Origin of the sequence: Pantoea agglomerans, assembly GCF_020149765.1 — a bacterium.
Classification (GTDB): Bacteria; Pseudomonadota; Gammaproteobacteria; order Enterobacterales; family Enterobacteriaceae; genus Pantoea; species Pantoea alvi.
Genome location: NZ_CP083809.1, coordinates 3683581 through 3708824, shown reverse-complemented (window position 1 = coordinate 3708824; position 25244 = coordinate 3683581). Strand labels below are relative to the sequence as shown.

Here is a 25244-nt window from a genome sequence, read left to right as displayed (position 1 = left end):
ATTGGAATAATTTTAATTCATTTTTTTCACCTTCTGTTGCGGATTTATACTACGCGCTGAATCTGAGGAAGGGAGAGAAGAAAATGGCGTTAGCGCTCAGCCCGCAGCGCGTGGGCCGGCTGCAACGACTCTGGTTGCCGCTACAGCTGCTGCTCTATATCGGCATGTTTATCGCCAGCGATCGTCTGGTGAGCTGGCTGCACCTGCCGCTGCCCGCCAATATCGTCGGCATGCTGCTACTGCTGGTGCTGATCGTCACGCGCGTGCTGCCGCTGCGCTGGGTCAGGGCGGGCTCGCGCTGGCTGCTGGCAGAGATGCTGCTGTTCTTTATTCCCGCGGTGGTGGCGGTGGTGAACTATGGCGATCTGCTGCGCGTCGACGGCTGGCGCATCTGCGTGGTGATCGCGCTCAGCACTATGCTGGTGCTCGCCTCTACCGCGCTGGTGGTCGATCGCCTCTACCAGTATGAAGTGGCGCGCGCGGCGCGCAGGCAGCAGCGCGATGCGTGATTTTATCCTTAGCCTGCTCTGCCTGGCGGTTACGCTGCTGATCTACTTCCTTAATAAACGCCTCTATCGCCGCTGGCGCACGCTGCTGCTGATGCCGCTGGTGGCGACGCCGGTGCTGCTGGTCGGGCTGCTGCTGATTACGCACGTCTCCTGGCAGGACTATATCGCCGAAAGCCACTGGCTGCTCTGGCTGCTCGGCCCGGCGACGCTGGCCTTCGCCGTGCCGGTGTATGAGAACATGGCGATTATCCGCCGCCACTGGCTGTCGCTCAGCGCTGGCGTGCTGACCGCCACGCTGGTGGCGGTGTGCAGTTCGGTGTGGCTGGCGCGGCTGCTGACGCTGCCCGAGTCGATCCAGCGCAGCCTGGCGGTGCGCTCTATCACCACGCCTTTCGCGCTGGCGGCAGCGAAGCCTATCGGCGGCCAGCCCGATCTGGTGGCGCTGTTTGTGGTGATCACTGGCGTATTCGGCATGGCGATCGGCGACGTACTGTTTCTGCGCATCGCTATCCGGCAGGGCGTGGCGAAAGGGGCGGGTCTGGGCGCGGCCTCGCACGGGGCAGGCACGGCGCGCGCCTGGCAGCTCGGCGAGCAGGAGGGCGTGGTTGCCAGCCTGGTGATGATGCTTTCCGGCGTGGTGACGGTGGTGCTGGCACCGCTTATTGCTCATGTAATGTGGGCGGCCTGACAACAAAAAATACCGATCGACATGTCTGTTTACGTAAAGGTTGCCAAATAGAGTTGTCAGGGGATTTCAGGCTGTTAACCTTTGCGCCGAAATTATTGTCCTTTCATGGAGTGGAATCATGTTTAAGCAACTTGTTACCGGGAGCGCACTGGGTCTGGTGCTGATGAGCGGCGCAGCGCAGGCTATCGAAGGCAGCGTGGATGTTGGCGAGCACAACACAAATCTGAACGTCGGTCTGGGCACCACCTCGCCTGGCCTGTTCCTTAAAGGCAACTGGCTGCGCAGCGATCACGACGGCAGCACCTACGGTCTGGGACTGGGTTACAACGTCGATATCGGCGGCCTGCGTCTGGCGCCGACTGCCAAGACCATTTTCACCCATCCTGAAGATGGTAAAGATGGCTTCGCCGTGGCGCTGGGCGGCGGCGCGCAGTACAGCTTCAACAACATGTGGGGCCTGTACGGCGAATACTACTACGCGCCGGAAGGTCTGACCGACCATCTCGACAGCTATCAGGAAGCCGCTGGCGGCCTGAGCTTCACGCCGATTTCACTGCTGAACCTGCGCGTAGGCTATCAGTATATCGAGCTGAACAACAAAGGCGGCCGTAAAGACAACGTGCTGGTCGACGGCCCGTACGTCGGCGCTTCGCTGCGTTTCTAATCATCGCCCTAAAAGCCTTTGAGCCGGTTACTTACGTGACCGGCTTTTTTATTGCCAGGGCTGACGCTTTTTCACCGCTTTGGGCAGGCGAGCGCAATGATTTGAAGACCTTGCGGCGTGCAGCTAACCCTGTGCCGTCTGAGCAATAGCGCGAGCCACTCTGGCGCGCAGGCTTTCCGGTTTGCATGACTTAAAGGCGGGATACTCTGGCGGGTAAACAGATAAAGGCCGTGCGGCCATTCTGGGTGAGGGTAACGGCTTCGTGCTGCGCTTTGCTTATGAGTTCGCCAAAACGCCTTTTAGCCTGGTTAGCGGTCAACCGCAGCGTAGCGATCCCTTTCTCATGCGATTAGTCGCTATTTACACCGGGATGGGGATAAAAACGCCAGCGTCCGGGAACGCTGGCGGGGAAACAGCCAGATTAGTGCGATTTGCCCTGCGAAATCCCGATGCCGGTTTGCGAGCGGATAAACTGCGCCCGGAAGCGGCCGCGCTCCTGCGCACCCTGCGGCGAATGGTCGGTGACCGAGAAGAGCCAGGTGCCGACAAAGGCGACGATCATCGAGAAGAGCGCCGGATACTCATAGGGGTAAACCGGCGACGCGTGGCCCAGCACCTGCACCCAGACCGTCGGGCCAAGGATCATCAGCACCACCGCGGTGATCAGCCCCAGCCAGCCGCCGACCATCGCGCCGCGCGTGGTCAGCTTCGACCAGTACATCGACAGCAGGATGATGGGGAAGTTACAGCTGGCGGCGATAGAGAAGGCGAGGCCGACCATAAAGGCGATGTTCTGCTTCTCAAACAGGATGCCCAGCGCAATCGCCACCCCCCCCAGTACCAGTACGGTAATCTTCGACACGCGCAGCTCTTCACGCTCGGTCGCCTGGCCTTTACGAATAACGCTGGCGTAAAGGTCGTGCGACACCGCCGAGGCGCCCGCCAGCGTCAGCCCGGCAACCACTGCCAGAATGGTGGCGAAGGCCACGGCAGAGATAAAGCCGAGGAAGGTGCTGCCGCCCACCGCGTTCGCCAGATGCACCGCCGCCATATTGGTGCCGCCAATCAGCGCGCCGCTGGCGTCCTTAAAGGCGGGGTTCGCCCCGACCAGCAGGATCGCGCCGAAGCCGATAATAAAGGTCAGGAAGTAGAAATAGCCCATAAAGCCGGTGGCCCAGAAGACGCTTTTACGCGCCTCGCGCGCATCCGCCACGGTAAAGAAGCGCATCAGAATATGCGGCAAGCCGGCGGTGCCGAACATCAGCCCCAGCCCCAGCGACAGCGCCGAGATAGGATCTTTTACCAGTCCGCCGGGCTGCATGATGGCCGCGCCTTTCGGGTGTACCGCCATCGCCTGGGTAAAGAGGGTATTAAAGCTGAAGCCGGTCGCCTTCATTACCATAATCGCCATAAAGCTGGCGCCGAACAGCAGCAGCACCGCTTTGATAATCTGCACCCAGGTGGTCGCCAGCATGCCGCCGAACAGCACGTAGAGCACCATCAGAATGCCGACCAGCACCACGGCGATATGGTAGTCGAGGCCGAACAGCAGCTGGATCAGCTTGCCCGCGCCCACCATCTGCGCAATCAGATAGAGCGCCACCACCACCAGCGAGCCGCAGGCGGAGAGGGTGCGGATCGGCTTCTGCTGCAGGCGATAGGAGGCGACGTCGGCGAAGGTGTAGCGACCGAGGTTGCGCAGGCGCTCGGCAATCAGGAACAGGATCATCGGCCAGCCCACCAGGAAGCCGAGGGAGTAGATCAGTCCGTCGTAGCCGGAGGTGTAAACCAGTGCGGAGATGCCGAGAAAGGAGGCGGCGGACATAAAGTCGCCCGCCATCGCCAGCCCGTTCTGGAAGCCGGTAATATTGCCGCCCGCGGTATAGTAGTCGTTGCGCGAGCGGGTGCGCTTCGACGCCCAGTAGGTAATGCCCAGGGTGGCGGCGACAAACACCACAAACATGCCGATCGCCTGATAGTTTGTGCCCTGCTTCTGCACCGCGCCGGTCAGGGCGTCTGCCAGCGCGGAGGCGGGCAGCAGCGCCAGCAGCCAGAGAGAAAGACGCTTCATGGGGTTACCTCGCTGAGGATCTGCTTCGTCAGGCGGTCGAATTCGCCGTTGGCGCGCCAGACGTAAACGCCGGTCAGCACGAAAGAAATAACAATCAGGCCCACGCCGATGGGGATGCCGCGCGTCACGCTGGTGCCGTCATGCAGCGGCGTGCCGAGCCAGCCGGGGGCGAAGGCGATCAGCAGAATAAAGCCGACGTAGAGCACCAGCATAATCAGCGACAGCAGCAGGGCAAACCGCTGGCGCTTATGCACCAGCTCCTGAAAGCGCGGGTGACGTTCAATCCGTTGATTGAGCGCCTCCTGAGTGGAAAGGGCGTCGTTCATCACAGTTTCTCCAGAGGTTATGCAGGCGGCAGCCTCACGCCGCTGCGCGAGAAAGGCCTGGTCAGATATTGTTATGTGACTTCAGAAACACACTGCGTAAGGAAAGGGCGGCGGGAAGAAGAGACCTCCCGCCGGTAAGACGGTTACGGCATACGGATCGCCTGCTTCTCCTCCAGCAGTTTGTCCACCACGCCGGGATCGGCCAGCGTAGAGGTATCGCCCAGATTGCTGGTGTCGCCCGCGGCGATCTTGCGCAGAATGCGGCGCATAATCTTGCCGGAGCGGGTTTTCGGCAGCGAATCGGTCCAGTGCAGGATATCGGGGGTGGCGATGGCGCCAATCTCTTTCCGCACCCAGCTGCGCACCTCGGTATAGAGTTCCGGCGACGGCTCTTCGCCGTGGTTCAGAGTGATATAGGCGTAGATCGCCTGGCCTTTAATGCTGTGCGGAATGCCCACGACCGCCGCTTCGGCGATTTTGGGATGCGACACCAGCGCGGACTCGATCTCCGCGGTGCCGAGCCGGTGGCCGGAGACATTAAGCACGTCGTCGACGCGGCCGGTGATCCAGTAGTAGCCATCTTCGTCGCGCCGCGCGCCGTCGCCGCTGAAATAGCAGTTCTTGAAGGTAGAGAAGTAGGTCTGCTCGAAGCGGTCGTGATCGCCGTACAGGGTACGCGCCTGGCCAGGCCAGGAGTCGGTGATCACCAGGTTGCCTTCGGCCGCGCCCTCCTGCGGATTGCCTTCGTTATCCACCAGCGCGGGCTGCACGCCGAAGAAGGGTTTGGTCGCGGAGCCCGCTTTCAGCTCAGTCGCGCCCGGCAGCGGCGTAATCATAAAACCGCCGGTTTCGGTCTGCCACCAGGTATCGACAATCGGACAGCGGCCGTCGCCAATCTTGTTGTAGTACCACTCCCAGGCTTCCGGGTTAATGGGTTCGCCCACCGAGCCCATAATGCGCAGGCTCTGGCGGCTGGTGCCAGCGATCGCCTTATCACCCTCCGCCATCAGGGCGCGGATCGCCGTCGGCGCGGTATAGAGCAGCGTTACCTTGTGCTTATCCACTACTTCCGCCATGCGGCTCGGTTTCGGCCAGTTCGGCACGCCTTCGAACATCAGCGTGGTGGCTCCGCACGCCAGCGGCCCGTAGAGCAGATAGCTGTGGCCGGTGACCCAGCCGACGTCGGCGGTACACCAGTAGATATCTTCCGGGTGGTAATCAAACACATACTTAAAGGTGGTCGCCGCATAGACCAGATAGCCGCCGGTGGTGTGCAGCACCCCTTTCGGCTTGCCGGTCGATCCAGAGGTATAAAGAATAAAGAGCGGATCTTCTGCCTGCATCTCGGCGGGCGCGTGCTGCTCGCTGGCTTTATCCATTAAGTCTGACCACCAGAGATCGCGGCCCTCCTGCCAGCCGATCGACTGGCCGGTGCGCTTCAGCACCACCACGTTTTTCACGCTGTTGACGGTAGGGTTTTTCAGCGCGTCGTCGACATTTTTCTTCAGCGGGATAGGGCGTCCGGCGCGCACGCCTTCATCCGCGGTAATCACCAGCTTCGCGCTGGAGTCCACCACGCGGCCCGCTACCGCTTCCGGCGAGAAGCCGCCGAAAATCACCGAATGCACCGCGCCGATGCGCGCGCAGGCCAGCATCGCCACCGCCGCTTCCGGCACCATCGGCATATAGATCGCCACCACGTCGCCTTTTTTCACCCCCAGCGACAGCAGCACGTTGGCGAAGCGGCACACCTGGTGATGCAACTGGCGAAAAGTCAGGGTCTTGCTTTCGCTGGCGTCGTCGCCCTCCCAGATAATTGCGGGATGGTCGCCGCGCTTTTCCAGATGGCGATCGAGGCAGTTGGCCGCCAGATTGAGCGTGCCGTCCTCATACCAGCGAATAGAAATATTGCCCGGCGCGAAAGAGCTGTTTTTCACTTTGCTGTAGGGCTTGATCCAGTCGAGGATTTTCCCCTGTTCGCCCCAGAACGCATCCGGGACGCTGACGGACTGCTGATACATCGTCTGATACTGTTCGGCAGTGATCAGGGCATTCGCGGCGATGCCGGCAGGTATCGGGTGTTTATGTTGTTGGCTCATGGCGGATCTCCTTGAAGATGTTAATGATATGTCAATCAAAGGTTAAGTGAAGCCTGAGCCAGTGCTTTGTTTCTTTTTTGCGCCTCAGATCACGACAGCGCTTGCCCGCCTGAGATCTGTTGCAAAAGTCGACAGGTACCCGCCGCTGCCAGCACCTGCAGCTGGTGAAAAATAGAGCAAACGATCCCGCCGCCTTTTTGCGCAGCGCTGCATAGCTATGCGGAAAATTTGCTAACTATTACTTTTCATAACAGCAAGTTAGGGTTTTTATAACCAAACAGCATTTTATGCTATAAGAGTGGCTAATCTTTAATCGAACGCGCCAGGGGTTGCATTTACCACAGTGAAAATGGTACTTATCTCGCCCCTGCTCAGCAGGACTCAACCAGACGGCGTCTGAAAATAGTACGGGAATTTTCGCATTTTCGTAGAGGACGTTGTCCTCAATAACCCTCTAATTTACCGGGCTTTTGCTCACTTCCCTGTGTGTATCCTTCTCTGCACCTTCGCAGCGTAGCAATAGGGGTTTTGACTGAGGAAATAACGCGTTATGAAAGGTTTTAAAATAAGCCTGGCCTGGCAGATTCTGATTGCGCTGGTGCTCGGCATTGTTGTCGGTTCAGTGCTGCATAATCAGCCAGACGATCGTGAATGGTTAATCACCAACATTCTCAGCCCGGCGGGCGACATCTTTATTCATCTGATCAAGATGATCGTTGTGCCTATCGTTATTTCATCGCTGATTGTCGGCATCGCCGGCGTGGGCGATGCAAAGAAACTGGGACGTATTGGCGTTAAAACCATCGTCTATTTCGAAGTGATCACCACCCTTGCCATTGTGGTCGGCATTACGCTGGCTAACGTGTTTCAACCCGGCACCGGCATTGATATGTCAACGCTGGCAACGGTGGACATCTCTAAGTATGAAGCCACGACCGAAGCGGTGCAGAACGGGCCTCACAGCCTGGTCACCACCATTCTGTCGCTGATCCCGCAGAATATCTTCGCCTCGCTGGTGAAGGGCGACATGCTGCCGATTATCTTCTTCTCGGTGCTGTTCGGTATGGGCCTGTCGGCGCTGCCGTCAGAGCAGCGCGATCCGCTGGTCAACCTCTTCCGCAGCGTGTCGGAAACCATGTTTAAAGTGACGCACATGATTATGCGTTACGCGCCGGTGGGGGTCTTCGCCCTGATCGCCGTGACCATCGCCAACTTCGGCTTCACCTCGCTGTGGCCGCTGGCGAAGCTGGTGCTGCTGGTTTACGCCGCCATCCTCTTCTTCGCGTTCGTTATCCTCGGCGGCGTGGCGCGCTTCTGTAAGCTGCGCATCACCACCCTGATGCGTATTCTGAAAGATGAGCTGATCCTCTCCTATTCGACCTCCAGTTCGGAAACCGTGCTGCCGCGCATTATGCAGAAGATGGAGGCCTACGGCGCGCCGAAGGCGATCACCAGCTTCGTGGTGCCGACCGGCTACTCCTTTAACCTGGACGGCTCAACGCTTTATCAGAGCATCGCCGCCATCTTTATCGCGCAGCTTTACGGCATCGACCTGTCGCTGACCGATGAGATTATCCTGGTGCTGACGCTGATGGTGACCTCAAAAGGCATCGCAGGCGTACCGGGCGTATCCTTCGTAGTGCTGCTGGCGACGCTGGGCAGCGTCGGTATTCCGCTGGAGGGCCTGGCCTTTATCGCGGGCGTCGATCGCATCATGGATATGGCGCGTACCGCTCTTAACGTTATCGGCAACGCGCTGGCGGTGCTGGTCATCGCCCGCTGGGAGAACCAGTTCGACGCCGAGCAGGCGAAAGCCTACGAGCTGAAGCTGCGCGCGCAAACGGCGAGCTAATCCATCCGTTGACCTGGCTTTCCAGGCAACACCTGGCCATATAACAGGGTTCAGACCTCGTCTGAACCCTTTTTTTATCCCGCAAATATGATAAAACCGGGCCTGGATAAATCACGCCCGGAGCACGTCCCATGACAATCGACCTCAGCCAGCTCATCACCGAAGGCCGTAACCCGGCCAGCCAGAACATCGACGAGCTTTCGACCGACGCGATGCTGCGCGTCATTAACGACGAAGATAAAAAAGTGGCGCTGGCGGTTGAAGCGATCGTGCCGCAGATCGCCCAGGCGGTTGATGCTATCGTCGCCGCCTTCGCGCAGGGCGGCCGCCTGATTTACAGCGGCGCGGGCACTTCGGGACGGCTCGGCATCCTCGACGCCAGCGAATGCCCGCCAACGTTCGGCACGCCGCGCGACCAGGTTGTGGGGCTTATCGCCGGTGGCCACAAGGCGATACTGCAGGCGGTAGAAAACGCAGAGGATGACCGCGAGCAAGGCGCGCAGGATCTGCGTGATATCCAGTTCAGCGCGAAAGATGTGCTGGTGGGTATTGCCGCCAGCGGCCGCACCCCCTACGTGCTGGGGGCGCTGGCGTACGCCCGCGCGCTCGGTGCCACCACGGCGGCGCTCACCTGCAATCCCAACAGCGCAATGGCGCAGGCGGCGGATATCGCGCTTACGCCAGTGGTCGGCCCGGAAGTGGTGACCGGATCCTCACGTATGAAGGCGGGCACCGCGCAAAAGCTGGTGCTTAATATGCTCACCACCGGCGCGATGATCCGCAGCGGCAAAGTCTACGGCAACCTGATGGTCGACGTTGAGGCTACCAATCAGAAGCTGGTACAGCGCCAGATCAACATCGTCATGCAGGCCACCGACTGCGACGACGCGAGCGCCAGCCGCGCGCTGGCGGCCTGCGACGGCCACTGCAAAACCGCTATCCTGATGCTGCTGGCCAATATCGACGCCGCAGAAGCCCGCGCGCGGCTCAAGACGCATCAGGGCTTTATCCGCCGCGCCCTGCAGGGGTGATCGACAGGATTATTAAAAAGGGCTAACGATTTATAAATAAGCGGCTGACGGGTTAATTGCTCGCCAGCCGCTTTTTTAGCGGTGAAAATTTATTATCACCTCTAAAGCTGGGGTCTTTCGCTGCCGAAAATATAAAAAAACATAACTGATAATCTCCAGACATTCCGCAGCCCTTTCAAGGACCCGCCATGCGTAACAATCAGCCAGTCACCCAGCGCGAATTCGTGTTTGACGATGACGCGACCCTGATGTCGACCACCGATATCAACAGCAACATCACCTACGCCAACGACGCCTTTATCGACGTCAGCGGCTTTTCGCCGGAAGAGGTCAACGGCCAGCCGCACAATATGGTGCGCCATCCCGATATGCCGCCGGAAGCCTTTGCTGATATGTGGATGACGCTGAAGCAGGGCGAACCCTGGTCGGCGCTGGTAAAAAACCGCCGTAAAAACGGCGACCACTACTGGGTGCGCGCCAACGCGGTGCCGGTCGTGCGCAACGGCAAGGTGCAGGGCTTTATGTCGGTGCGCACCAAGCCAGGCGAAGCGGAAATCCGCGGCGCCGAAGCGCTCTACCGCGATTTTCGTGAAGGACGGGCCAAAGGGCGCCGCTTTCATAAAGGGCTGATAGTCCGCACCGGCTGGCGTCGCGTCACATCGCTGCTGAAAACGCTGCCGCTGCGCTGGCGCATTCGCCTGCCGCTGATGACGCTGCTGCCGCTGGCGGCGCTCAGTGCCGCGCTGCTCGGCATGACGCCTGCCTCACTGGGCTGCTTTAGCGGCGGCATGGCGATCCTGCTGCTGCTGACCAGCCTGTGGATGGAGCAGCAGATTTCGCGCCCGATCGAGCGCATTTGCCAGCAGGCGCTGAGCGTGGCGACCGGTGCCAGCCATAAGGTCGAGCAGATGGACCGCGTCGATGAGGTGGGCATGACGCTGCGCGCCGTCGGCCAGCTCGGCCTGATGTTCCGCTGGCTGGTGGATGACGTCAGCGGCCAGGCGATTAATGTCCTCAGCGCCAGCGACGCCATCGCCAGCAGCAACAACGAGCTGAGCCGCCGTACCGAACAGGCGGCGGCCAACGTGCAGCAGACTGCCGCCACTATGAATGAGATGACCGCCACGGTGAAAAGCAACACCGAAACGGCAGGCGAGGTGAATACCCTTTCGGCGCGCACCAGCCAGGCGGCGAGCAAGGGCGGCGACGTGATGCAGGAGATGGTCGGCATGATGGCGGAAATCGCCGAAAGTTCGCAGCGCATCGCCAACATCACCAGCGTGATCGACGGCATCGCCTTCCAGACCAATATCCTCGCGCTTAACGCGGCGGTAGAGGCGGCGCGCGCGGGCGAGCAGGGCAAAGGCTTTGCGGTGGTGGCAGGAGAGGTGCGCAGCCTGGCGCAGCGCAGCGCGAAGGCCGCCAGCGAAATCAAAAGCCTGGTGGAAACCAGCGCCAGCCGCGTGCAGCTCGGCAGCCGCCACGCCGACGCGGCGGGACGCACCATGCAGGATATTGTCGCGCAGGTGCAGAACGTCTCGTCGCTGATTGCGCAGATCAGCGCCGCTACCGCCGAGCAGTCTACCGCGCTGAGCGAGGTCTCTTCGGCGGTCGAGGATCTCGACGATATTACCCACCGCAACGCCGCGCGCGTGCAGGAGAGCGCCGAGGCGTCCGGCCGTATGACGCACCAGGCCAACCGGCTGGTGGAGGCGATCAGCGTCTTCCGCTAAGAGGCGCGCGCCTCTACCCGTCCGGCGCGCAGTGCGCCGGGCGGCTGACCAACGATGCGCTTAAAGGCGCGGCTAAAGGCGGCCAGCGAGCCGTAGCCGAGCTGAAACGCCACCACCTCTACCGCTTCGCCGTTATTGACGATGCGCTGCACCGCCAGCCGCATGCGCAGCTCGGTGAGATAGCGCAGCGGCGTCATGGTGGTGGCGTGCTGAAAGCGCTCGGCAAATACCGAACGCGAGCAGCCCGCCACGCGCGCCAGCCGCTCGACCGTCCAGTTCTCTCCCGGTTCGCGGTGCATCGCGGCAATCGCCTTGCTCAGGCGCGGATCGCGCATCGCCTGCACCAGTCCGCTGCCCTGGCCGCAGCCGTTCTCTACCCAGCCGCGCACGATCAGCGCCGCCACCACGTCCGCCAGCCGCGACAGAATGCCAGCGAACCCGGCGTGGCGCGTGCGCGATTCCCGCTCCATGGCGTCGAGAATCGGCTGGATCTCCGGGTACTGCGACAGCAGCGTGCTCACCAGCATGATATCCGGCATGGTGTTGATCAGCGGCTGCATGCCCCCCAGCTCGAACTTCATACAGGCGCTGAACAGGATCACGCTCTCCTCGTCGTCGCAGGCGTCGGCAGGCGCGCCGATGGCGCAGACGCTGTCGCAGATCGGCTTGCTGACGTAGGCGGCAATATTCTCAGTCGCGGCGTCGGGTGATGAAAGCAGGCTGTGCGGTTTGCCGTGGGGGATCAGCAGCGCGTCGCCGGTATTAAGCGTGAAGATGGCGCCCGACGCGCCGCGCACCAGCAGCGGCCCGCGCCCGACAAAGTGGAACTGCGCGCGGCCCGGCGCATGCTCATAGCGCAGGCCGAAGGGCGCGGCGAGCTGAATGCGCTGATAGGTCACGCCGTGCAGCCGCATCCCCATCAGCAGCTCGCTGGTCAGATCTTCATAATGGCTCATTGCATTCCAGACGAATTATCAATAATGAAGGTGTCACCATCATAGATCGTCTTGCCCGCAGCCTCTATGCTCCAGCCTTAATAAATTTTCTATGGAGAAGCTGCATGAGTCTGAGTAGCGAAGTGGCTGATGAGGTTTCCGTACCCGCGCGTCCAGCCTGGGGCGCGGTATTTTCAATGGCGTTTGGGGTCTTCGGCCTGATCACCGCCGAATTTCTGCCGGTCAGCCTGCTGACGCCGATCGCCGCCTCGCTGCAGGTGTCGGAAGGGCAGGCGGGACAAACGGTAACGGTGACCGCGCTGGTGGCATTGCTGACCAGTCTGGTGGTGGGCAGCGTCACGCGGCGGCTCGATCGCCGCGTGGTGATGCTGGCCTTTACGCTGCTGCTGGTCGCCTCGGCGCTGCTGGTGGCGCTGGCGAGCAACCTGACGCTGATCCTGCTGGCGCGCGTGCTGCTCGGCATGGCGATCGGCGGCTTCTGGACGCTCTCTACCGCTATCACCATGCGGCTGGTGCCCAGCGATCAGGTGCCGCGCGCCCTGTCGATCGTTTTCAGCGGCATTTCGCTGGCAACCATTATCGCCGCGCCGCTCGGCAGCTATCTTGGCGGCCTGATCGGCTGGCGCAATATCTTTATGCTGACCGCCGGGCTGGGCGGGCTGGCGCTGATCTGGCAGTGCTTTACGCTGCCGGCGATGCCGCCAGAGAATAAAGCGCGCAGCGGCGGCGTGCTCGATCTGCTGCGCAGCGGGCTGATGCGCTGGGGCATGCTGGCGGTGATTATGATGTTCACCGGCCACTTCGCCTTCTTTACCTACCTGCGTCCGTTCCTTGAGAGCAGCGCGCAGCTCAGCCTTAATCAGCTCTCGCTGGTGCTGCTGGCGTTTGGCGTGGCGAACTTCTTCGGCACCTCGCTGGCGGGCTACCTGGTGACGCGCAGCGTATCGCTAACGCTGAGCGCGATGGCGCTGGTGATGAGCGCCACCGCGCTGCTGCTGGTGAGCTTTGCCGATCTCTCCTGGCTGGTGGCCGCGGGCGTGGCGCTGTGGGGGCTGGCGTTTGGTTCGATGCCGACCGGCTGGTCCACCTGGATCTCGCGCGCGGTACCGGACGACGCGGAATCGGGCGGCGGCCTGCTGGTGGCCACCATCCAGCTGGCGATCACCGGCGGGGCTGCGGCGGGCGGCTGGATGTTCGACCTGCAGGGCGCAGGCGGCGTCTTTCTCGCCAGCGGCGTGCTGATGCTGCTCGCCTCTGTCACTATCTTTACTCGCGTGCGACATCACGGCTAACAGGTAAATGGGCAGCAAAATATGCTGCCCTTTTTCTTTATGCCAGTGGGTTAACCTTTTGCGGCGCCGCTACACCTAATGTGCGCTTTGACTTTCAGTAAATTTGATAAAGAACGGCAATTATCTCCGCTATCAGCAGCAGCTTCCCCGGTCTATTATTCATATCAACAAGGCGACACGCCTTACCTGAATAAACATCTACCGAGGAATTGACCATGAAAACTATCAAAACTTTTGCTGCTGTTATCGCTCTCTCTGTTCTTCCCCTGACCAGCTTTGCGCAGAGCGTCACCGCTACCGACTCTACCCTTGACGGTGCGGAAGCCAAAATCGCGGCGCAGGCGAAAGAAGCGGGCGCATCTTACAAAGTGACCGAAGCCTACACCAACAACGGCGTACATATGACGGCTGAACTGCTGAAATAAGCCTGACCGGCTGTTGCTGACAGGACGCCTGCGGGCGTCCTGGCGGCGTTTAAGCGGGTGAAACCGCTTCCCTTTCGGCGATAAATCCTTATGATTTGCCAAAAAAACTGTCTCTGCTGGCCTTAGGGCCGTTTCGCTTTTTTGTCTGGTTTGCAATGTGAGCTTTCCAGCACTGCCTGACGGCGGTGAATTTTTGCTATGGAGAGATCATGAAATCCTTATCCTCTGCGCTGCGTGTGACGCTGCTCGCCACCGCGCTCTTTTCCGCTTCCGGCATGCTGGCGCATGCGAACGACCTTACCCAGCCGATCGGCAAAGGCGCCTATGAACTCGCTTTTAGCCCCAGCGACAATACGCTGTTCCTTGCCGCATCACAGGGCAGAGACGCGCCGGGCGGCGCGGTGTTCCGCCTCGATGCGCAAAACCTGGCGATTAAACAAACCATCCCCACCGAGCTGAAAAGCTTTGGCGCGGCGATTAACCCGCAAACCAACGTGCTCTACATTGGCAATACGGTCAGCAGCGCGCTGACCGCCATCGACGCCGTGAGCGGCAAGGTGATCAACACGCTGGTGCTGGACGGCCGCCAGCGCGGCGAGGGCGTGCGCCCGCTGCAGCCGCGCGAGATCGCCGTTGATACCAAAACCAACCGCGTCTACGTCACCGGACTGGGGCCGCAGAGCGTGGTCTGGGTGGTGGATGGCAAAACCCTGCAGCTTATCAGCGTGGTGCCGAACACCGGCAAAATGGCCACCGGCCTGGCGCTCGACAGCGAGCGGCAAAAACTCTACGTGACCAACGCCGACGGCGAGCTGGTTACCATCAACACCCGCACCAACGCGATTGAACAGCGTGAGAAAATCAGCGGTGACAAAGAACACTTTTTCCTGAATATTGCGCTCGATACGCAGGGCCAGCGCGCCTTCCTCAGCGATTCAAAACAGCCGCAGGTGCTGGTGGTCGATCTGCGCGATCGCAAGGTGATCCAGGGGATCGCGGTGCCTGAGTCGCTGGCGGTGCTGTTCAATGCGCAGCGCAACGAACTCTACGTCACGCACCGCAAAGCGGGCGAGGTCAGCATCATCGACGCCAGCAGCTATAAAGTGAAGCGCAGCGTTAAAACCGCAGGGCTGCCTAACAGCCTGGCGCTCTCCGCCGACGGCAGCACGCTCTACGTCAGCGTCAAGCAGCCGGGGTCGCGCAAAGAACCACCGAAGGATCCCGACAGCGTGATGCGTATCGCGCTTTAATTTGACCCTCCTCTTCAGGGGCGGCCGCTGCGCCGCCCTTTGCATTTCTTCGGCTACCTTTATTAGCGTGCCGCTGCCTGGCGGCATCAACACCATTGGAGAAGATGCAATGAGCCAGTTCCTGATGAATGAAAAAAATAATCTGGTCAACGAAGCGATAGAGGGCGTGCTGCTGAGCACGCCGTGGCATAACCTCAGCCGCCTCGACTTAGGCGACGATATTCGGGTGGTGGTGCGCAACGACTGGGACAAAAGCAAGGTGGCGCTGATTTCGGGCGGCGGCTCGGGGCATGAACCGGCGCACGCCGGCTTCGTTGGCAAAGGGATGCTGACCGCGGCGGTCTGCGGCGATATTTTCGCTTCTCCCAGCGTCGACGCGGTGCTGAGCGCCATTATCAACGTCACCGGCGACGCCGGCTGCCTGCTGATTGTGAAAAACTACACCGGCGACCGGCTTAACTTCGGCCTGGCGGCGGAGAAGGCGCGCGCGATGGGCTACCAGGTAGAGATGGTAATGGTGCAGGACGATATCGCCCTGCCGGACAACCCGCAGCCGCGCGGCATCGCCGGCACCGCCCTGATCCACAAAATCGCCGGCTACGCCGCAGAGCAGGGGCAGTCGCTGGCGCAGGTGAAAACCCTGGCGCAGCGCGCCATCAAGGGCACGGCGAGCATTGGCGTCGCCTTTTCCACCTGCCATATTCCCGGCGAAAAGCGCGACAACCGCGTGAAAGAGGGCGAGAGCGAGCTGGGTATGGGCATTCACGGCGAGCCGGGCGTTATTACGCTGGATACGCAAAACAGCGAGCAGCTGGTCACTCTTATGACGGAGAAGCTGGCTAAACATCTCTCTTCCGGCACCCGCGCGGTGCTGATGGTGAACAACCTCGGCGGCTTCTCGATGCTGGAGCTGGCGCTGGTAACGCGCGACGTGCTGAAAAGCCCGCTGGCGGCGCAGATCAGCCATCTGATCGGCCCGGCGACCCTGGTAAGCGCGCTCGATATGAAAGGCTTTTCGCTGACGGTGCTGCAGGTGGAAGCGGCGTTTCTCGAGGCGCTGAAAGCGCCGGTCGAGGTGCTGGGCTGGGCGCCAGTCCATGCGGTGGAGTCAGTGACCACGCTGAGCAGCCAGCGCGTGGTCAGCAACGTTGAATTTACCCCCTCTCAGGACGAACGCACGGCGCAGATAGTTGACCGCGTGGCGCAGACGCTGATCGATCTCGAAGCGGAGCTGAACGCGCTGGACGCGAAAGTAGGCGACGGCGACACCGGTTCGACCTTCGCCGCCGGCGCGCGCAAGGTGAAAAGCGCGCTGGAGGCGCAGCAGCTGCCGCTGGCGGATCTGCCGACGCTGTTCGCGCTGGTGGGCGAGCAGCTGGCGACGGTAATGGGCGGCTCGAGCGGCGTGCTGATGTCGATTCTGTTTACCGCGGCGGGGCAGCGGCTGGCGGAGGGGGGCACGCTGCCGCAGGCGCTGACGCAGGGGCTGGAGCAGATGAAGCACTACGGCGGCGCGCAGATTGGCCACCGTACGCTGGTGGATGCGCTGGAGCCGGCGCTGGCGGCGCTATCGGCGGGCAGCTCACTGGCGGAGGCGGCAGTGGCGGCGGCGCAGGGCGCCGACTCCACCGCGCAGATGCAGAGCGCCAGAGCGGGACGCGCCTCCTACCTTAATCAGCAGACGCTGGATGGGGTAAAAGATCCCGGCGCCTGGGCCGTGGAGAAGGTTTTCGCCGCGCTGGTGTGATGCCGGGCGGAGCTGTCCCCGCCGTGGGGACAGCTTCAGTGGCTACTCGTTTTCCGCCGCTTCGCGCATCATCTCCTGATGCGGGATATCCTGCAGAATCTGCTCGAAACTGCGCAGACGTTTGTAGATCGACATCAGCTCCACCAGCGTCGACCAGGAGGTAATCAGGTACTGGAATGAGGAGCGCACCTGGTCGAAAACGTTGGTGATCTGGTTCAGCAACCCGAGCGTAATGGTGCCCGCCACAATAGAGGGAAACAGCACGAACAGGCCGAATACGTTATCGACCTGCAGATAGAGAATGCGGGTGATATTAAAGTAGAGATAGTGAAAGTAGAGGCGGAAATAGTTAAAGCGTACGCGGCTGAACAGCGCCTGCACCGTCGGCGGCGTCGCGCGATCGGCATTATCTTCGCCGTAGACCAGCTCTTTACGATAGGCCGCCTCGACCCGCTGATTGCGGAACTCCAGCCCCGGCAGCTTGATGCCTACCAGCGCCAGCAGCGCCGTGCCGAACAGCGACCAGAGCAGCGCAGCGATCACCAGCGCATAGGGGATATTGCCGAGAATCGGCACATCCTTAACGTGATGCGACAGGCCGATCAACACCGGCAAAAAGGCCACCAGCGTCATAATCGCCTGAATAAAACTCACGCCCCAGTCCTCCAGCGTGCTGGCGAAGCGCATGGTGTCTTCCTGCACGCGCTGCGCCGCGCCTTCGACCTTACGCAGGCGCTGCCAGTTGTGCATATAGTAGTTGTTCATCGCGGTACGCCAGCGGAACACCCAGTGGCTGATAAAGAACGAGTTCATCACGCCAATCACCACCGCTATCAGGGCTATGCCGAGAAAAGCCATCACTTCCGCGTAAAAACGGCTAATCGGCACCGACCCTGCTTTGGTCAGCGCCTGCTGAATAAGATCGTAAAACGGGCCATACCAGGCGTTGACGCCGACGCCGACCTGCACGCCAAACCAGGTGACAAAGATAATCAGCGCCGATCCCCACACCGACCAGCGCTGCCAGGGATGGTTATCAATAACCCGCCAGGCCAGGGCGAAGATCGCCACCACTATCCAGTAGTAGCCATAAAACCAGAGCTGGCTGGGGGCGATAAAACGCGCGGCCGTGGTCGGCAGCGGCTGCTGGACGGCGGCATGCAGCGCTGGCCAGCGGGACGGCAGGTCATCGGCAAAGCCGAACCAGGCAAAAATCGCGATCAGACTCCAGATCGCTGCCGAGCTGAAAAACAGCGCTGGCCGGGGGAAAAAGGACTTAAACATAGGCTCTCCGCTGTTGTGTGCACTCTTTTATAACGTCTTTTAGCATTATCTGTCTGTTGAGTGTTGTTTCTGGTGGTGACAGTTATCCGGTGCGTCAGGTAAAGCATTTCGACGAGATGTTAATGAATTTGTGCGAATTTGTTTCGGCGAACTAAATGTTTCACCACAACAGTGTTACACTAGCGGCCGCTGTTACCGGTAACAGTGCTGCTGTAACCCTTAATCCGCATAAAAAAACCATTACAACGCAACTGTTTAACTTTCATGCCGCATTATAAGCGGTACTGAGGCAATGTCATGTCAGAACAAAAACGTGGGCAGACACGCAGGGATTTTCTGTTAAGAACCATTGCGCTGGCGCCAGCGATGGCGGCGGGCAGCGCCGTCGTCGGCGGCTTCAGCATGGCACCCGCGGTGCAGGCTGCCGATCCCGCAGCGGCGCAGCCGGCGCGCGACTACCAGCCCAGCTGGTTTACCGCAGAAGAGTTCACCTTTATCAAGGCTGCTGTCGCCCGCCTGATCCCCAATGATGAGCGCGGCCCAGGCGCGCTGGAAGCGGGCGTGCCGGAATTTATCGACCGCCAGATGAACACCCCTTACGCCACCGGTGCCAACTGGTATATGCAGGGGCCGTTCAATCCGGACCTGCCGAAAGAGCTGGGCTATCAGCTGCCGCTGGTGCCGCAGCAGATCTACCGTCTGGGACTGGCGGACGCCGACGACTACAGCAAGCGCCAGCACGGCAAGGTCTTTGCCGATCTCAGCGGCGAGCAACAGGACGCACTGCTGCAGGCGATGGAGAGCGGTGAGGCCGATTTCCGCCAGCTGCCGGCGAAAACCTTCTTCGCCTTTCTGATCCAGAACACCCGCGAAGGCTTCTTCAGCGACCCGATTCACGGCGGCAACCAGAATATGGTGGGCTGGAAGCTGATCGGCTTCCCAGGCGCGCGCGCCGACTTTATGGACTGGGTAGAGCGCGGCGAACGCTATCCGTTCCCGTCAGTATCGATTCGCGGGGAGCGTGCGTAACATGGCAAACGAGATGAAAAAAGCAGACGCGGTGATTGTTGGTTTCGGCTGGGCCGGGGCAATTATGGCGAAAGAGCTGACCGAAGCGGGTCTGAACGTGGTGGCGCTGGAGCGCGGCCCGCATCGCGACACCTATCCAGACGGCTCCTATCCGCAGTCGATTGACGAGCTGACCTACAATATTCGCAAAAAGCTGTTCCAGGATCTGTCGAAAAGCACCGTGACTATCCGTCACGACGCCTCGCAGACGGCGGTTCCCTATCGCGAGCTGGCCGCCTTTCTGCCGGGCACCGGCACCGGCGGCGCAGGGCTGCACTGGTCTGGCGTCCACTTCCGCGTCGATCCGACCGAGCTGCGCCAGCGCAGCCACTATGAAGAGCGCTACGGCAAAAACTTTATCCCGGAAGGGATGACTATCCAGGATTTTGGCGTCACCTATGATGAGCTGGAGCCGTTCTTCGACAAGGCGGAAAAAGTCTTCGGCACCTCCGGCACGCCGTGGAGCATTAAAGGGCAGGTAGTCGGCAAAGATAAGGGCGGCAACCCGTTTGCGCCGGATCGCTCCGATAAATTCCCGCTGCCGGCGCAGAAGCGCACTTACTCGGCGCAGCTGTTTGCCGAGGCGGCGAAGTCGGTGGGCTATCACCCCTACGATCTGCCGTCGGCCAACACCTCCGGCCCCTACACCAACCCCTACGGCGCACAGATGGGGCCGTGCAACTTCTGCGGCTACTGCAGCGGCTACGCCTGCTACATGTACTCGAAAGCGTCGCCGAACGTGAATATCCTGCCTGCGCTGCGCCAGGAGCCGAAGTTCGAGCTGCGCAATAACTCTTACGTGCTGCGCGTCAACCTGACCGACGACAAAAAGCGCGCCACCGGCGTCACCTATGTCGACGCGCAGGGGCGTGAGGTGGTGCAGCCGGCGGATCTGGTGATCCTGTCAGCGTTCCAGTTCCACAACGTCCACCTGATGCTGCTCTCCGGCATCGGCAAGCCCTATAACCCGATCACCAACGAAGGCACCGTCGGCCGCAACTTTGCCTATCAGAACATCTCGACCCTGAAGGCGCTGTTCGACAAAAATACCACCACCAACCCCTTTATCGGCGCGGGCGGCGCGGGCGTTGGCGTCGACGACTTCAACGCCGACAACTTCGACCACGGGCCGCACGGCTTCGTCGGCGGCTCGCCGTTCTGGGTCAACCAGGCGGGTACCAAACCGATCTCTGGCCTGCCGACCCCAACCGGCACGCCGAACTGGGGCAGCAAGTGGAAAGCGGCGGTGGCGGATACCTATACGCACCACGTCTCGATGGACGCCCACGGCGCGCACCAGTCCTACCGCGTGAACTACCTCGATCTCGATCCCAACTACAAAGATGCCCACGGCCAGCCGCTGCTGCGCATGACCTTTGACTGGCAGGATAACGACATCAAAATGGCGCAGTTTATGGTGGGCAAGATGCATAAAATTGCCGAAGCGATGAGCCCGAAGATGATTATCGGCGGCGCGAAAAAGCCGGGCAGCCATTTCGACACCACGGTCTATCAGACTACGCACATCAGCGGCGGCGCCATTATGGGGGAGGATCCCTCAACCAGCGCGGTTAACCGCTATCTGCAGAGCTGGGACGTGCCGAACGTCTTTGTACCGGGCGCCTCCGCTTTCCCGCAGGGGCTGGGCTATAACCCGACGGGCATGGTGGCGGCGCTGACCTACTGGTCGGCGAAAGCGATCCGCGAACAGTATCTGAAAAACCCGGGTCCACTGGTGCAGGCATAAGGAAATGGCGATGAAAAACGGCTTACTGGCCCTGATTCTGGGCACGATGACCTTTGCCGCACTGGCGGACGACAACGGCGGCGATCGGGTAAAACGCGGCGAGTATCTGGCGCGCGCGGGCGACTGCGTCGCCTGTCACACCAGCAAAGATGGCAAACCTTTCGCCGGCGGCCTGCCGATGGCGACGCCGATCGGCACCATCTACTCCACCAATATCACGCCGGACAAAGCGACCGGTATTGGCGACTACAGCTACGACGACTTCCAGAAGGCGGTGCGTCACGGCGTGGCGAAGAATGGCGATACCCTCTATCCAGCGATGCCTTATCCCTCTTATGCGGTGGTAAGCGACGAAGATATGCAGGCGCTCTACGCTTACTTTATGCACGGCGTGGCGCCGGTGGAGCAGGCTAACCATAAAAGCGACATTCCCTGGCCGCTGTCAATGCGCTGGCCGCTGGCTATCTGGCGCACGATGTTCGCGCCGGACGTGAAGGCGTTCCAGCCGGCGGCGCAGGAAGATCCTGAGCTGGCGCGCGGGCGCTATCTGGTGGAAGGGCTGGGCCACTGTGGTGCCTGTCATACGCCGCGCAGCATCACCATGCAGGAGAAAGCCCTGAACAACGGTGAAGGCAGCGACTATCTGGCGGGCAGCAGCGCGCCGATTGACGGCTGGACCGCCAGCAATCTGCGCGGCGATAACCGTGACGGGCTGGGCCGCTGGAGCGAAGAGGATCTGCGTCAGTTCCTGCGCTACGGTCGCAACGACCATACCGCTGCGTTTGGCGGCATGACCGAGGTGGTTGAGCACAGCCTGCAGCATCTCAGCGATAAGGATATCGCGGCGATCGCCCACTATCTGAAGTCGCTCGGCGCGAAGGACCCGAACCAGGCTGCGTTTAGCGTCGATGACGCCACGGCGAAAGCGCTGTGGAAAGGCGACGACAGCGCGACCGGCGCCTCGGTCTATGTTGATAGCTGCGCGGCCTGTCATAAAACTGACGGCAGCGGCTATCAGCGCTTCTTCCCGGCGCTGCGCGGCAACCCGGTGGTGATGGCCGAGGATCCCACCTCGCTGATCCATATCGTGCTGGCGGGCGGCACCTTGCCCGGCGTGAAAGGCGCGCCGACCACCATTACCATGCCGGCGTTCGGCTGGCGGCTGGACGATCAGCAGGTCGCGGACGTGGTGAATTTTATCCGCACCAGCTGGGGCAACGGCGGCAAGTCAGACGTCACGGCGAAGGATGTGGCGAAGCTGCGTAAAGATAAGACTATTCAGCCTTATCAGGGCAGCGCGGATATCCACCAGCTCGAAAATCAGTAATCCTGTATCACGGCGCTCCGGCTCAGGCTGGAGCGCCTTTATTCCACTTAAATATTCTCCAGATCGATCCCGCGCGTTTTTGGCCCGTAAACCCCCACCGACAGCATCACCATCAGCATACTCAGCACGATAAAGGCGATAACGCCCTGGCTGCCCGCATACTGCAAAATCATCCCGATAAGAATGCTGCTGAACACCGTTGAGAGGCGGCTAAAAGAGTAGCAAAAGCCGACCGCGCGGGCGCGGATATGGGTGGGAAAAATTTCCGTCTGGTAGGCGTGATAGCTAAAGGTCAGCCAGGCGTTGGAGTAGGTGATCAGAAAGCCGCAGAGTATCAGCAGCACCGGATTAGTCTGGAAGGCGAACAGCGTGCCGAACACCACCGTCATCAGACAGGATAAAACAATCTGCCATTTGTTCTCGATCCTGTCAGCGTAGCGGCTGCAGATCAGCGAGCCGAGCGGGTAGGCGAGGGTGATAAAAAAGGCGTAGAGCAGGCTGTGGGTGACGGTCGCGCCTTTGCCCGACAGCAGCGCGGGCAGCCAGTTGCCGAAGCCGAAAAAGCCGATCGCCTGAAAGAAGTTCATCACCACCAGCATCAGGGTACGCTTGCGGTAGGCGGGCGCCCAGATCTCGCTGAAGCGGCCGCGTTTCGGCAGCTGCGCCGCCGCGTCATCCGGCGGAAAATCTGCGCCGGGCGCGACGCCGCAGCGTTTCTCCATCGCGCTCAGCACCTGATGCGCCTCCTGATGACGGCCCTGCTGCGCCAGCCAGCGCGCCGACTCCGGCAGATCTTTGCGGATAAACCAGATAATCAGCGAACAGAGTGCCCCTGCAATCACCACCCAGCGCCACCCTTCGAGGCTTAACAGTGTTTGCGGCACCAGCCACCAGGACATGAGCGCCACCGTTGGCACCGAGAGGAACTGCACGAAAAAAGAGAAGGCGAAGGCGCGGCTGCGCAGATGCGTCGGCACCCATTCTGAAAGATAGGTGTCGATGGTCACCAGCTCGATGCCGAGGCCGATGCCCACCAGAAAGCGGAACAGAATAATCATCTCCGCGCTCTGCTGGAAGGCCATCAGCAGCGAGAAAACGCCATACCACGCCAGCGCGCACATAAACGTCAGGCGGCGACCGAAGCGGTCGGCCCAGGGCGCAAGCAGGCTGGCGCCAACAAACAGGCCGAGAAAGGTGGCGGAGGCGAAGGCGGCCTGATCGGCGATGCCGAACACGCCCGCGCTGCCGGTGTGGAAGATACCGGCGGCCACTAGCCCGGCGCTGATATAGCCGGTTTCGAACAGATCGTAGAGCTCAAAAAAGCCGCCGAGCGCCAGCAGCGTAATAAAACGCCATAAGCCGCGTGACGAAGGCAGGGCGTCGATGCGCGCCGCTAAGCTGTTATTCGGCGACGGCGCAGCGCACCCCGGCGCCATCCCTGAAGTGCAGGTGGTTGTCATTATTTTATTAACCTCGGTGTGACGGTGTTTGCCTGTCTCGCTAACGGCGTGGCGACGTTATAAAAATAGTGACCGTTAGCAAGCGAAGAAACAGCAGAATAATCAATTCGGCGATCCTTGCCGAGAGGGGTGTTGGTGAGTTTTTAGCAACGTACGTTGCACTTTTCGCCCTCCCTGGCGAGAGCGCTAAGGCATCTGCGGCCAGACGCCCGGCCCGATCGGCAGCCCCAGCGCATACCACGCGAGCAGCAGCGCGATCCAGGTGATAAAGAAGACCACCGGATAGGGGAAAATCAGCACGTAATAGGTGCCGAGCTGGGCACCTTTCAGGTAGCGCTGCAGAAAGGAGAGAAACAGCGGCAGAAAGGGCGACATCGGCGCCAGCGGCAGCACCGCCGAGTCGGCAATACGGAAGATCATCTGGGCGAAGGCGGGGTGAAAGCCGAGCAGCATAAACATCGGCACGAATACCGGCGCGAGGATCGACCATATCGCCGATCCGCTGGCGATAAACATACAGAGAAAGGCCGACAGGAACATCAGGCCGAGAAAGGCGGGCGCGCCGCTGATACTCGCGCTCTCCAGCACGTCGGTCAGCCCGATGGCCATAAACTTGCCCATGTTGCTCCAGTTGAAGAACGCCACAAACTGCGACAGCGGAAACACCATAACGATAAAGCCCGCCATGCTTTTCATCGGCTCAACCAGCAGCTGCGGAATATCGTCGGGACGACGAATTTGCTTTGTCACCGCGCCATAGACGATCGCCACCACGAAGAAAAACAGAATGATGATCGGCACGATGCCGCGAATGAAGGGGGAGGGCACAATGCCGCCGGTTTTGGGATCGCGCAGCGGCGCATGTTCCGGCACCACCAGCAGCGCCAGCACGCCGATAAACAGCAACGCCGCAATGCCCGCCGCGCGCAGGCCGCGATTCTCCAGCGGCGTCAGGGCCGCCAGCCGCTCGCTGCTGCCCTCATTCCACTGCGGCAGGCGTGGTTCGATAAATTTGTCGGTGAGAATGGCGCCCGCCACGGTCAGCACAATCACCGAGGTGGCCATAAAGAACCAGTTATCGATCACGCTGACCTGTACCGTATCGCTCACCGCCTTCGCCGCCTCGGTGCTGATGCCGGAGAGCAGCACATCGGTGGTGACGATAAGCAGGTTAGCGGTAAAGCCCGAGGCGACGCCGGCAATCGCCGCCAGCAGGCCCGCCACAGGATGACGGCCCACGGCGAGAAAGATCAGCGCCCCGAGCGGCGGCATCACCACCAGCGCGGCATCGGAGGAGATATGGCTGAAAAAGGCGATAAACAGCACCATATAGCTGGCGTAGCGGCGGCTCACGCGTGACGCCATCTTCACCATCAGCGACTGCAGCAGGCCAACTTTTTCCGCCAGGCCCGCGCCGAGCACCAGCGCCAGAATCGAGCCGAGCGGCGTAAAGCCGCTGAAGTTTTTGATGATATTGGGCAGGATCCACTGCAGGCCGGCGACGCTCAGCAGGTTATTAACGCGCACCATCTCGCCGCTGACCGGATTTTTCACCGCCAGATCGAGCGAGCTGATAATCGCGGTGGCTACCATCAGCACCAGGATTAAATAAACAAACAGCAGGAAGGGATTGGGGACTTTGTTGCCGACCCGCTCTATCCAGCCGAACACTTTCCCAGGGCTGCGACTCTCCGACATTATGGTCATGATATTCC

At 60.8% G+C, this 25244-nt stretch carries 21 protein-coding genes; 13 read left to right on the top strand and 8 right to left on the bottom strand.

Annotated features, from left to right (window positions below; translation table 11 throughout):
• Positions 1-83: 83 nt before the first annotated feature.
• From LB453_RS20425 to LB453_RS20415, 3 genes are all read left to right on the top strand, one after another.
• Complete coding sequence (locus tag LB453_RS20425) at positions 84-509, top strand: CidA/LrgA family protein (RefSeq protein ID WP_103793675.1); 426 nt, start codon at positions 84-86, stop codon at positions 507-509.
• Positions 502-1197, top strand: a complete 696-nt coding sequence (locus tag LB453_RS20420; RefSeq protein WP_103794024.1) for an LrgB family protein — start codon at positions 502-504, stop codon at positions 1195-1197. Before LB453_RS20425 ends, LB453_RS20420 begins: the two co-directional genes overlap by 8 nt.
• Positions 1198-1315: 118 nt before the next feature.
• Positions 1316-1861, top strand: coding sequence for a YfaZ family outer membrane protein (locus tag LB453_RS20415; RefSeq protein WP_103793676.1), 546 nt, complete (start codon positions 1316-1318; stop codon positions 1859-1861).
• Positions 1862-2051: 190 nt separating this feature from the next.
• Here LB453_RS20415 and LB453_RS23465 read toward each other — a convergent pair whose 3' ends face one another.
• The 4 genes from LB453_RS23465 to acs all read right to left on the bottom strand — a co-directional run bounded on the left by LB453_RS23465 (position 2052) and on the right by acs (position 6357).
• Positions 2052-2180, bottom strand: coding sequence for a type II toxin-antitoxin system prevent-host-death family antitoxin (locus LB453_RS23465; RefSeq protein WP_158253377.1), 129 nt, complete (start codon positions 2178-2180; stop codon positions 2052-2054).
• 102 nt (positions 2181-2282) lie between these two features.
• Positions 2283-3932, bottom strand: coding sequence for a cation acetate symporter (locus tag LB453_RS20405; protein ID WP_103793678.1), 1650 nt, complete (start codon positions 3930-3932; stop codon positions 2283-2285).
• Positions 3929-4258, bottom strand: a complete 330-nt coding sequence (locus LB453_RS20400; RefSeq protein WP_103793679.1) for a DUF485 domain-containing protein — start codon at positions 4256-4258, stop codon at positions 3929-3931. Before LB453_RS20400 ends, LB453_RS20405 begins: the two co-directional genes overlap by 4 nt.
• Before the next feature lie 143 nt (positions 4259-4401).
• Complete coding sequence (gene acs / locus LB453_RS20395) at positions 4402-6357, bottom strand: acetate--CoA ligase (protein WP_103793680.1); 1956 nt, start codon at positions 6355-6357, stop codon at positions 4402-4404.
• Between the two features lie 550 nt (positions 6358-6907).
• On the opposite strand from acs, the gene gltP reads away from it, so the two are divergent.
• The 3 genes from gltP (at position 6908) to LB453_RS20380 (ending at position 10973) form a co-directional block, all read left to right on the top strand.
• On the top strand, positions 6908-8209 hold the full coding sequence (gene gltP / locus LB453_RS20390; RefSeq protein WP_103793681.1) for a glutamate/aspartate:proton symporter GltP: 1302 nt from the start codon (positions 6908-6910) through the stop codon (positions 8207-8209).
• A gap of 131 nt (positions 8210-8340) precedes the next feature.
• Complete coding sequence (murQ, locus tag LB453_RS20385) at positions 8341-9240, top strand: N-acetylmuramic acid 6-phosphate etherase (RefSeq protein ID WP_103793682.1); 900 nt, start codon at positions 8341-8343, stop codon at positions 9238-9240.
• A gap of 188 nt (positions 9241-9428) precedes the next feature.
• Positions 9429-10973, top strand: a complete 1545-nt coding sequence (locus LB453_RS20380) for a PAS domain-containing methyl-accepting chemotaxis protein (RefSeq protein ID WP_103793683.1) — start codon at positions 9429-9431, stop codon at positions 10971-10973.
• Here the strand turns inward: LB453_RS20380 and LB453_RS20375 are convergent.
• A complete protein-coding gene (locus LB453_RS20375; protein WP_103793684.1) occupies positions 10970-11929 on the bottom strand; it encodes an AraC family transcriptional regulator in 960 nt (319 codons plus the stop codon). The genes LB453_RS20380 and LB453_RS20375 overlap by 4 nt on opposite strands.
• Positions 11930-12033: 104 nt before the next feature.
• Here LB453_RS20375 and LB453_RS20370 point away from each other — a divergent pair, with 104 nt between their 5' ends.
• From LB453_RS20370 to LB453_RS20355, 4 genes are all read left to right on the top strand, one after another.
• Entirely contained in the window at positions 12034-13221 is a 1188-nt protein-coding gene (locus tag LB453_RS20370; RefSeq protein ID WP_103793685.1) for an MFS transporter, read from the top strand.
• Between the two features lie 215 nt (positions 13222-13436).
• Positions 13437-13646, top strand: coding sequence for a DUF1471 domain-containing protein (locus LB453_RS20365; RefSeq protein ID WP_103793686.1), 210 nt, complete (start codon positions 13437-13439; stop codon positions 13644-13646).
• Between the two features lie 209 nt (positions 13647-13855).
• Positions 13856-14896, top strand: a complete 1041-nt coding sequence (locus LB453_RS20360) for a YncE family protein (protein WP_103793687.1) — start codon at positions 13856-13858, stop codon at positions 14894-14896.
• 109 nt (positions 14897-15005) lie between these two features.
• Positions 15006-16643: a dihydroxyacetone kinase subunit DhaK gene (locus LB453_RS20355; protein WP_103794025.1), complete on the top strand. Its 1638-nt coding sequence runs from the start codon at positions 15006-15008 to the stop codon at positions 16641-16643.
• Between the two features lie 42 nt (positions 16644-16685).
• Here LB453_RS20355 and sbmA read toward each other — a convergent pair whose 3' ends face one another.
• On the bottom strand, positions 16686-17927 hold the full coding sequence (gene sbmA / locus LB453_RS20350) for a peptide antibiotic transporter SbmA (RefSeq protein ID WP_103793688.1): 1242 nt from the start codon (positions 17925-17927) through the stop codon (positions 16686-16688).
• 297 nt (positions 17928-18224) lie between these two features.
• Here sbmA and LB453_RS20345 point away from each other — a divergent pair, with 297 nt between their 5' ends.
• Genes LB453_RS20345 through LB453_RS20335 form a run of 3 tightly spaced genes read left to right on the top strand, consistent with a single transcriptional unit; the run spans position 18225 to position 22069 of the window.
• A complete protein-coding gene (locus LB453_RS20345; protein WP_103793689.1) occupies positions 18225-18956 on the top strand; it encodes a gluconate 2-dehydrogenase subunit 3 family protein in 732 nt (243 codons plus the stop codon).
• A 1-nt stretch (position 18957) separates the two neighbouring features.
• Positions 18958-20742 (top strand): GMC family oxidoreductase, encoded by a 1785-nt coding sequence (locus LB453_RS20340; RefSeq protein ID WP_224481564.1) that lies wholly within the window; start codon positions 18958-18960, stop codon positions 20740-20742.
• Between the two features lie 10 nt (positions 20743-20752).
• Positions 20753-22069 carry a c-type cytochrome gene (locus LB453_RS20335; protein WP_103794026.1) on the top strand — a complete coding sequence of 439 codons (1317 nt, stop codon included), beginning with the start codon at positions 20753-20755 and terminating at the stop codon, positions 22067-22069.
• A 47-nt stretch (positions 22070-22116) separates the two neighbouring features.
• On the opposite strand, the gene LB453_RS20330 is transcribed toward LB453_RS20335, so the two are convergent.
• Positions 22117-23529, bottom strand: coding sequence for an MFS transporter (locus LB453_RS20330; protein WP_103793691.1), 1413 nt, complete (start codon positions 23527-23529; stop codon positions 22117-22119).
• A gap of 186 nt (positions 23530-23715) precedes the next feature.
• Complete coding sequence (gene abgT / locus LB453_RS20325; RefSeq protein WP_103793692.1) at positions 23716-25236, bottom strand: p-aminobenzoyl-glutamate transporter; 1521 nt, start codon at positions 25234-25236, stop codon at positions 23716-23718.
• Positions 25237-25244 lie beyond the last annotated feature (8 nt).

Excerpts from the sequence above, each read along its gene's own strand:
- LB453_RS20380 (WP_103793683.1), top strand. The coding sequence starts at position 9,429 with ATGCGTAACAATCAGCCAGTCACCCAGCGCGAATTCGTGTTTGACGAT.
- LB453_RS20425 (WP_103793675.1), top strand. The coding sequence starts at position 84 with ATGGCGTTAGCGCTCAGCCCGCAGCGCGTGGGCCGGCTGCAACGACTC.
- LB453_RS20340 (WP_224481564.1), top strand. The coding sequence starts at position 18,958 with ATGGCAAACGAGATGAAAAAAGCAGACGCGGTGATTGTTGGTTTCGGC.
- acs (WP_103793680.1), bottom strand. The coding sequence starts at position 6,357 with ATGAGCCAACAACATAAACACCCGATACCTGCCGGCATCGCCGCGAAT.
- sbmA (WP_103793688.1), bottom strand. The coding sequence starts at position 17,927 with ATGTTTAAGTCCTTTTTCCCCCGGCCAGCGCTGTTTTTCAGCTCGGCA.
- LB453_RS20365 (WP_103793686.1), top strand. The coding sequence starts at position 13,437 with ATGAAAACTATCAAAACTTTTGCTGCTGTTATCGCTCTCTCTGTTCTT.
- abgT (WP_103793692.1), bottom strand. The coding sequence starts at position 25,236 with ATGACCATAATGTCGGAGAGTCGCAGCCCTGGGAAAGTGTTCGGCTGG.
- LB453_RS20375 (WP_103793684.1), bottom strand. The coding sequence starts at position 11,929 with ATGAGCCATTATGAAGATCTGACCAGCGAGCTGCTGATGGGGATGCGG.
- LB453_RS20415 (WP_103793676.1), top strand. The coding sequence starts at position 1,316 with ATGTTTAAGCAACTTGTTACCGGGAGCGCACTGGGTCTGGTGCTGATG.
- LB453_RS20400 (WP_103793679.1), bottom strand. The coding sequence starts at position 4,258 with ATGAACGACGCCCTTTCCACTCAGGAGGCGCTCAATCAACGGATTGAA.
- LB453_RS20345 (WP_103793689.1), top strand. The coding sequence starts at position 18,225 with ATGTCAGAACAAAAACGTGGGCAGACACGCAGGGATTTTCTGTTAAGA.
- LB453_RS20420 (WP_103794024.1), top strand. The coding sequence starts at position 502 with ATGCGTGATTTTATCCTTAGCCTGCTCTGCCTGGCGGTTACGCTGCTG.
- gltP (WP_103793681.1), top strand. The coding sequence starts at position 6,908 with ATGAAAGGTTTTAAAATAAGCCTGGCCTGGCAGATTCTGATTGCGCTG.
- LB453_RS20355 (WP_103794025.1), top strand. The coding sequence starts at position 15,006 with ATGAGCCAGTTCCTGATGAATGAAAAAAATAATCTGGTCAACGAAGCG.
- LB453_RS20360 (WP_103793687.1), top strand. The coding sequence starts at position 13,856 with ATGAAATCCTTATCCTCTGCGCTGCGTGTGACGCTGCTCGCCACCGCG.
- LB453_RS20335 (WP_103794026.1), top strand. The coding sequence starts at position 20,753 with ATGAAAAACGGCTTACTGGCCCTGATTCTGGGCACGATGACCTTTGCC.
- LB453_RS20330 (WP_103793691.1), bottom strand. The coding sequence starts at position 23,529 with ATGACAACCACCTGCACTTCAGGGATGGCGCCGGGGTGCGCTGCGCCG.
- LB453_RS20370 (WP_103793685.1), top strand. The coding sequence starts at position 12,034 with ATGAGTCTGAGTAGCGAAGTGGCTGATGAGGTTTCCGTACCCGCGCGT.
- LB453_RS20405 (WP_103793678.1), bottom strand. The coding sequence starts at position 3,932 with ATGAAGCGTCTTTCTCTCTGGCTGCTGGCGCTGCTGCCCGCCTCCGCG.
- murQ (WP_103793682.1), top strand. The coding sequence starts at position 8,341 with ATGACAATCGACCTCAGCCAGCTCATCACCGAAGGCCGTAACCCGGCC.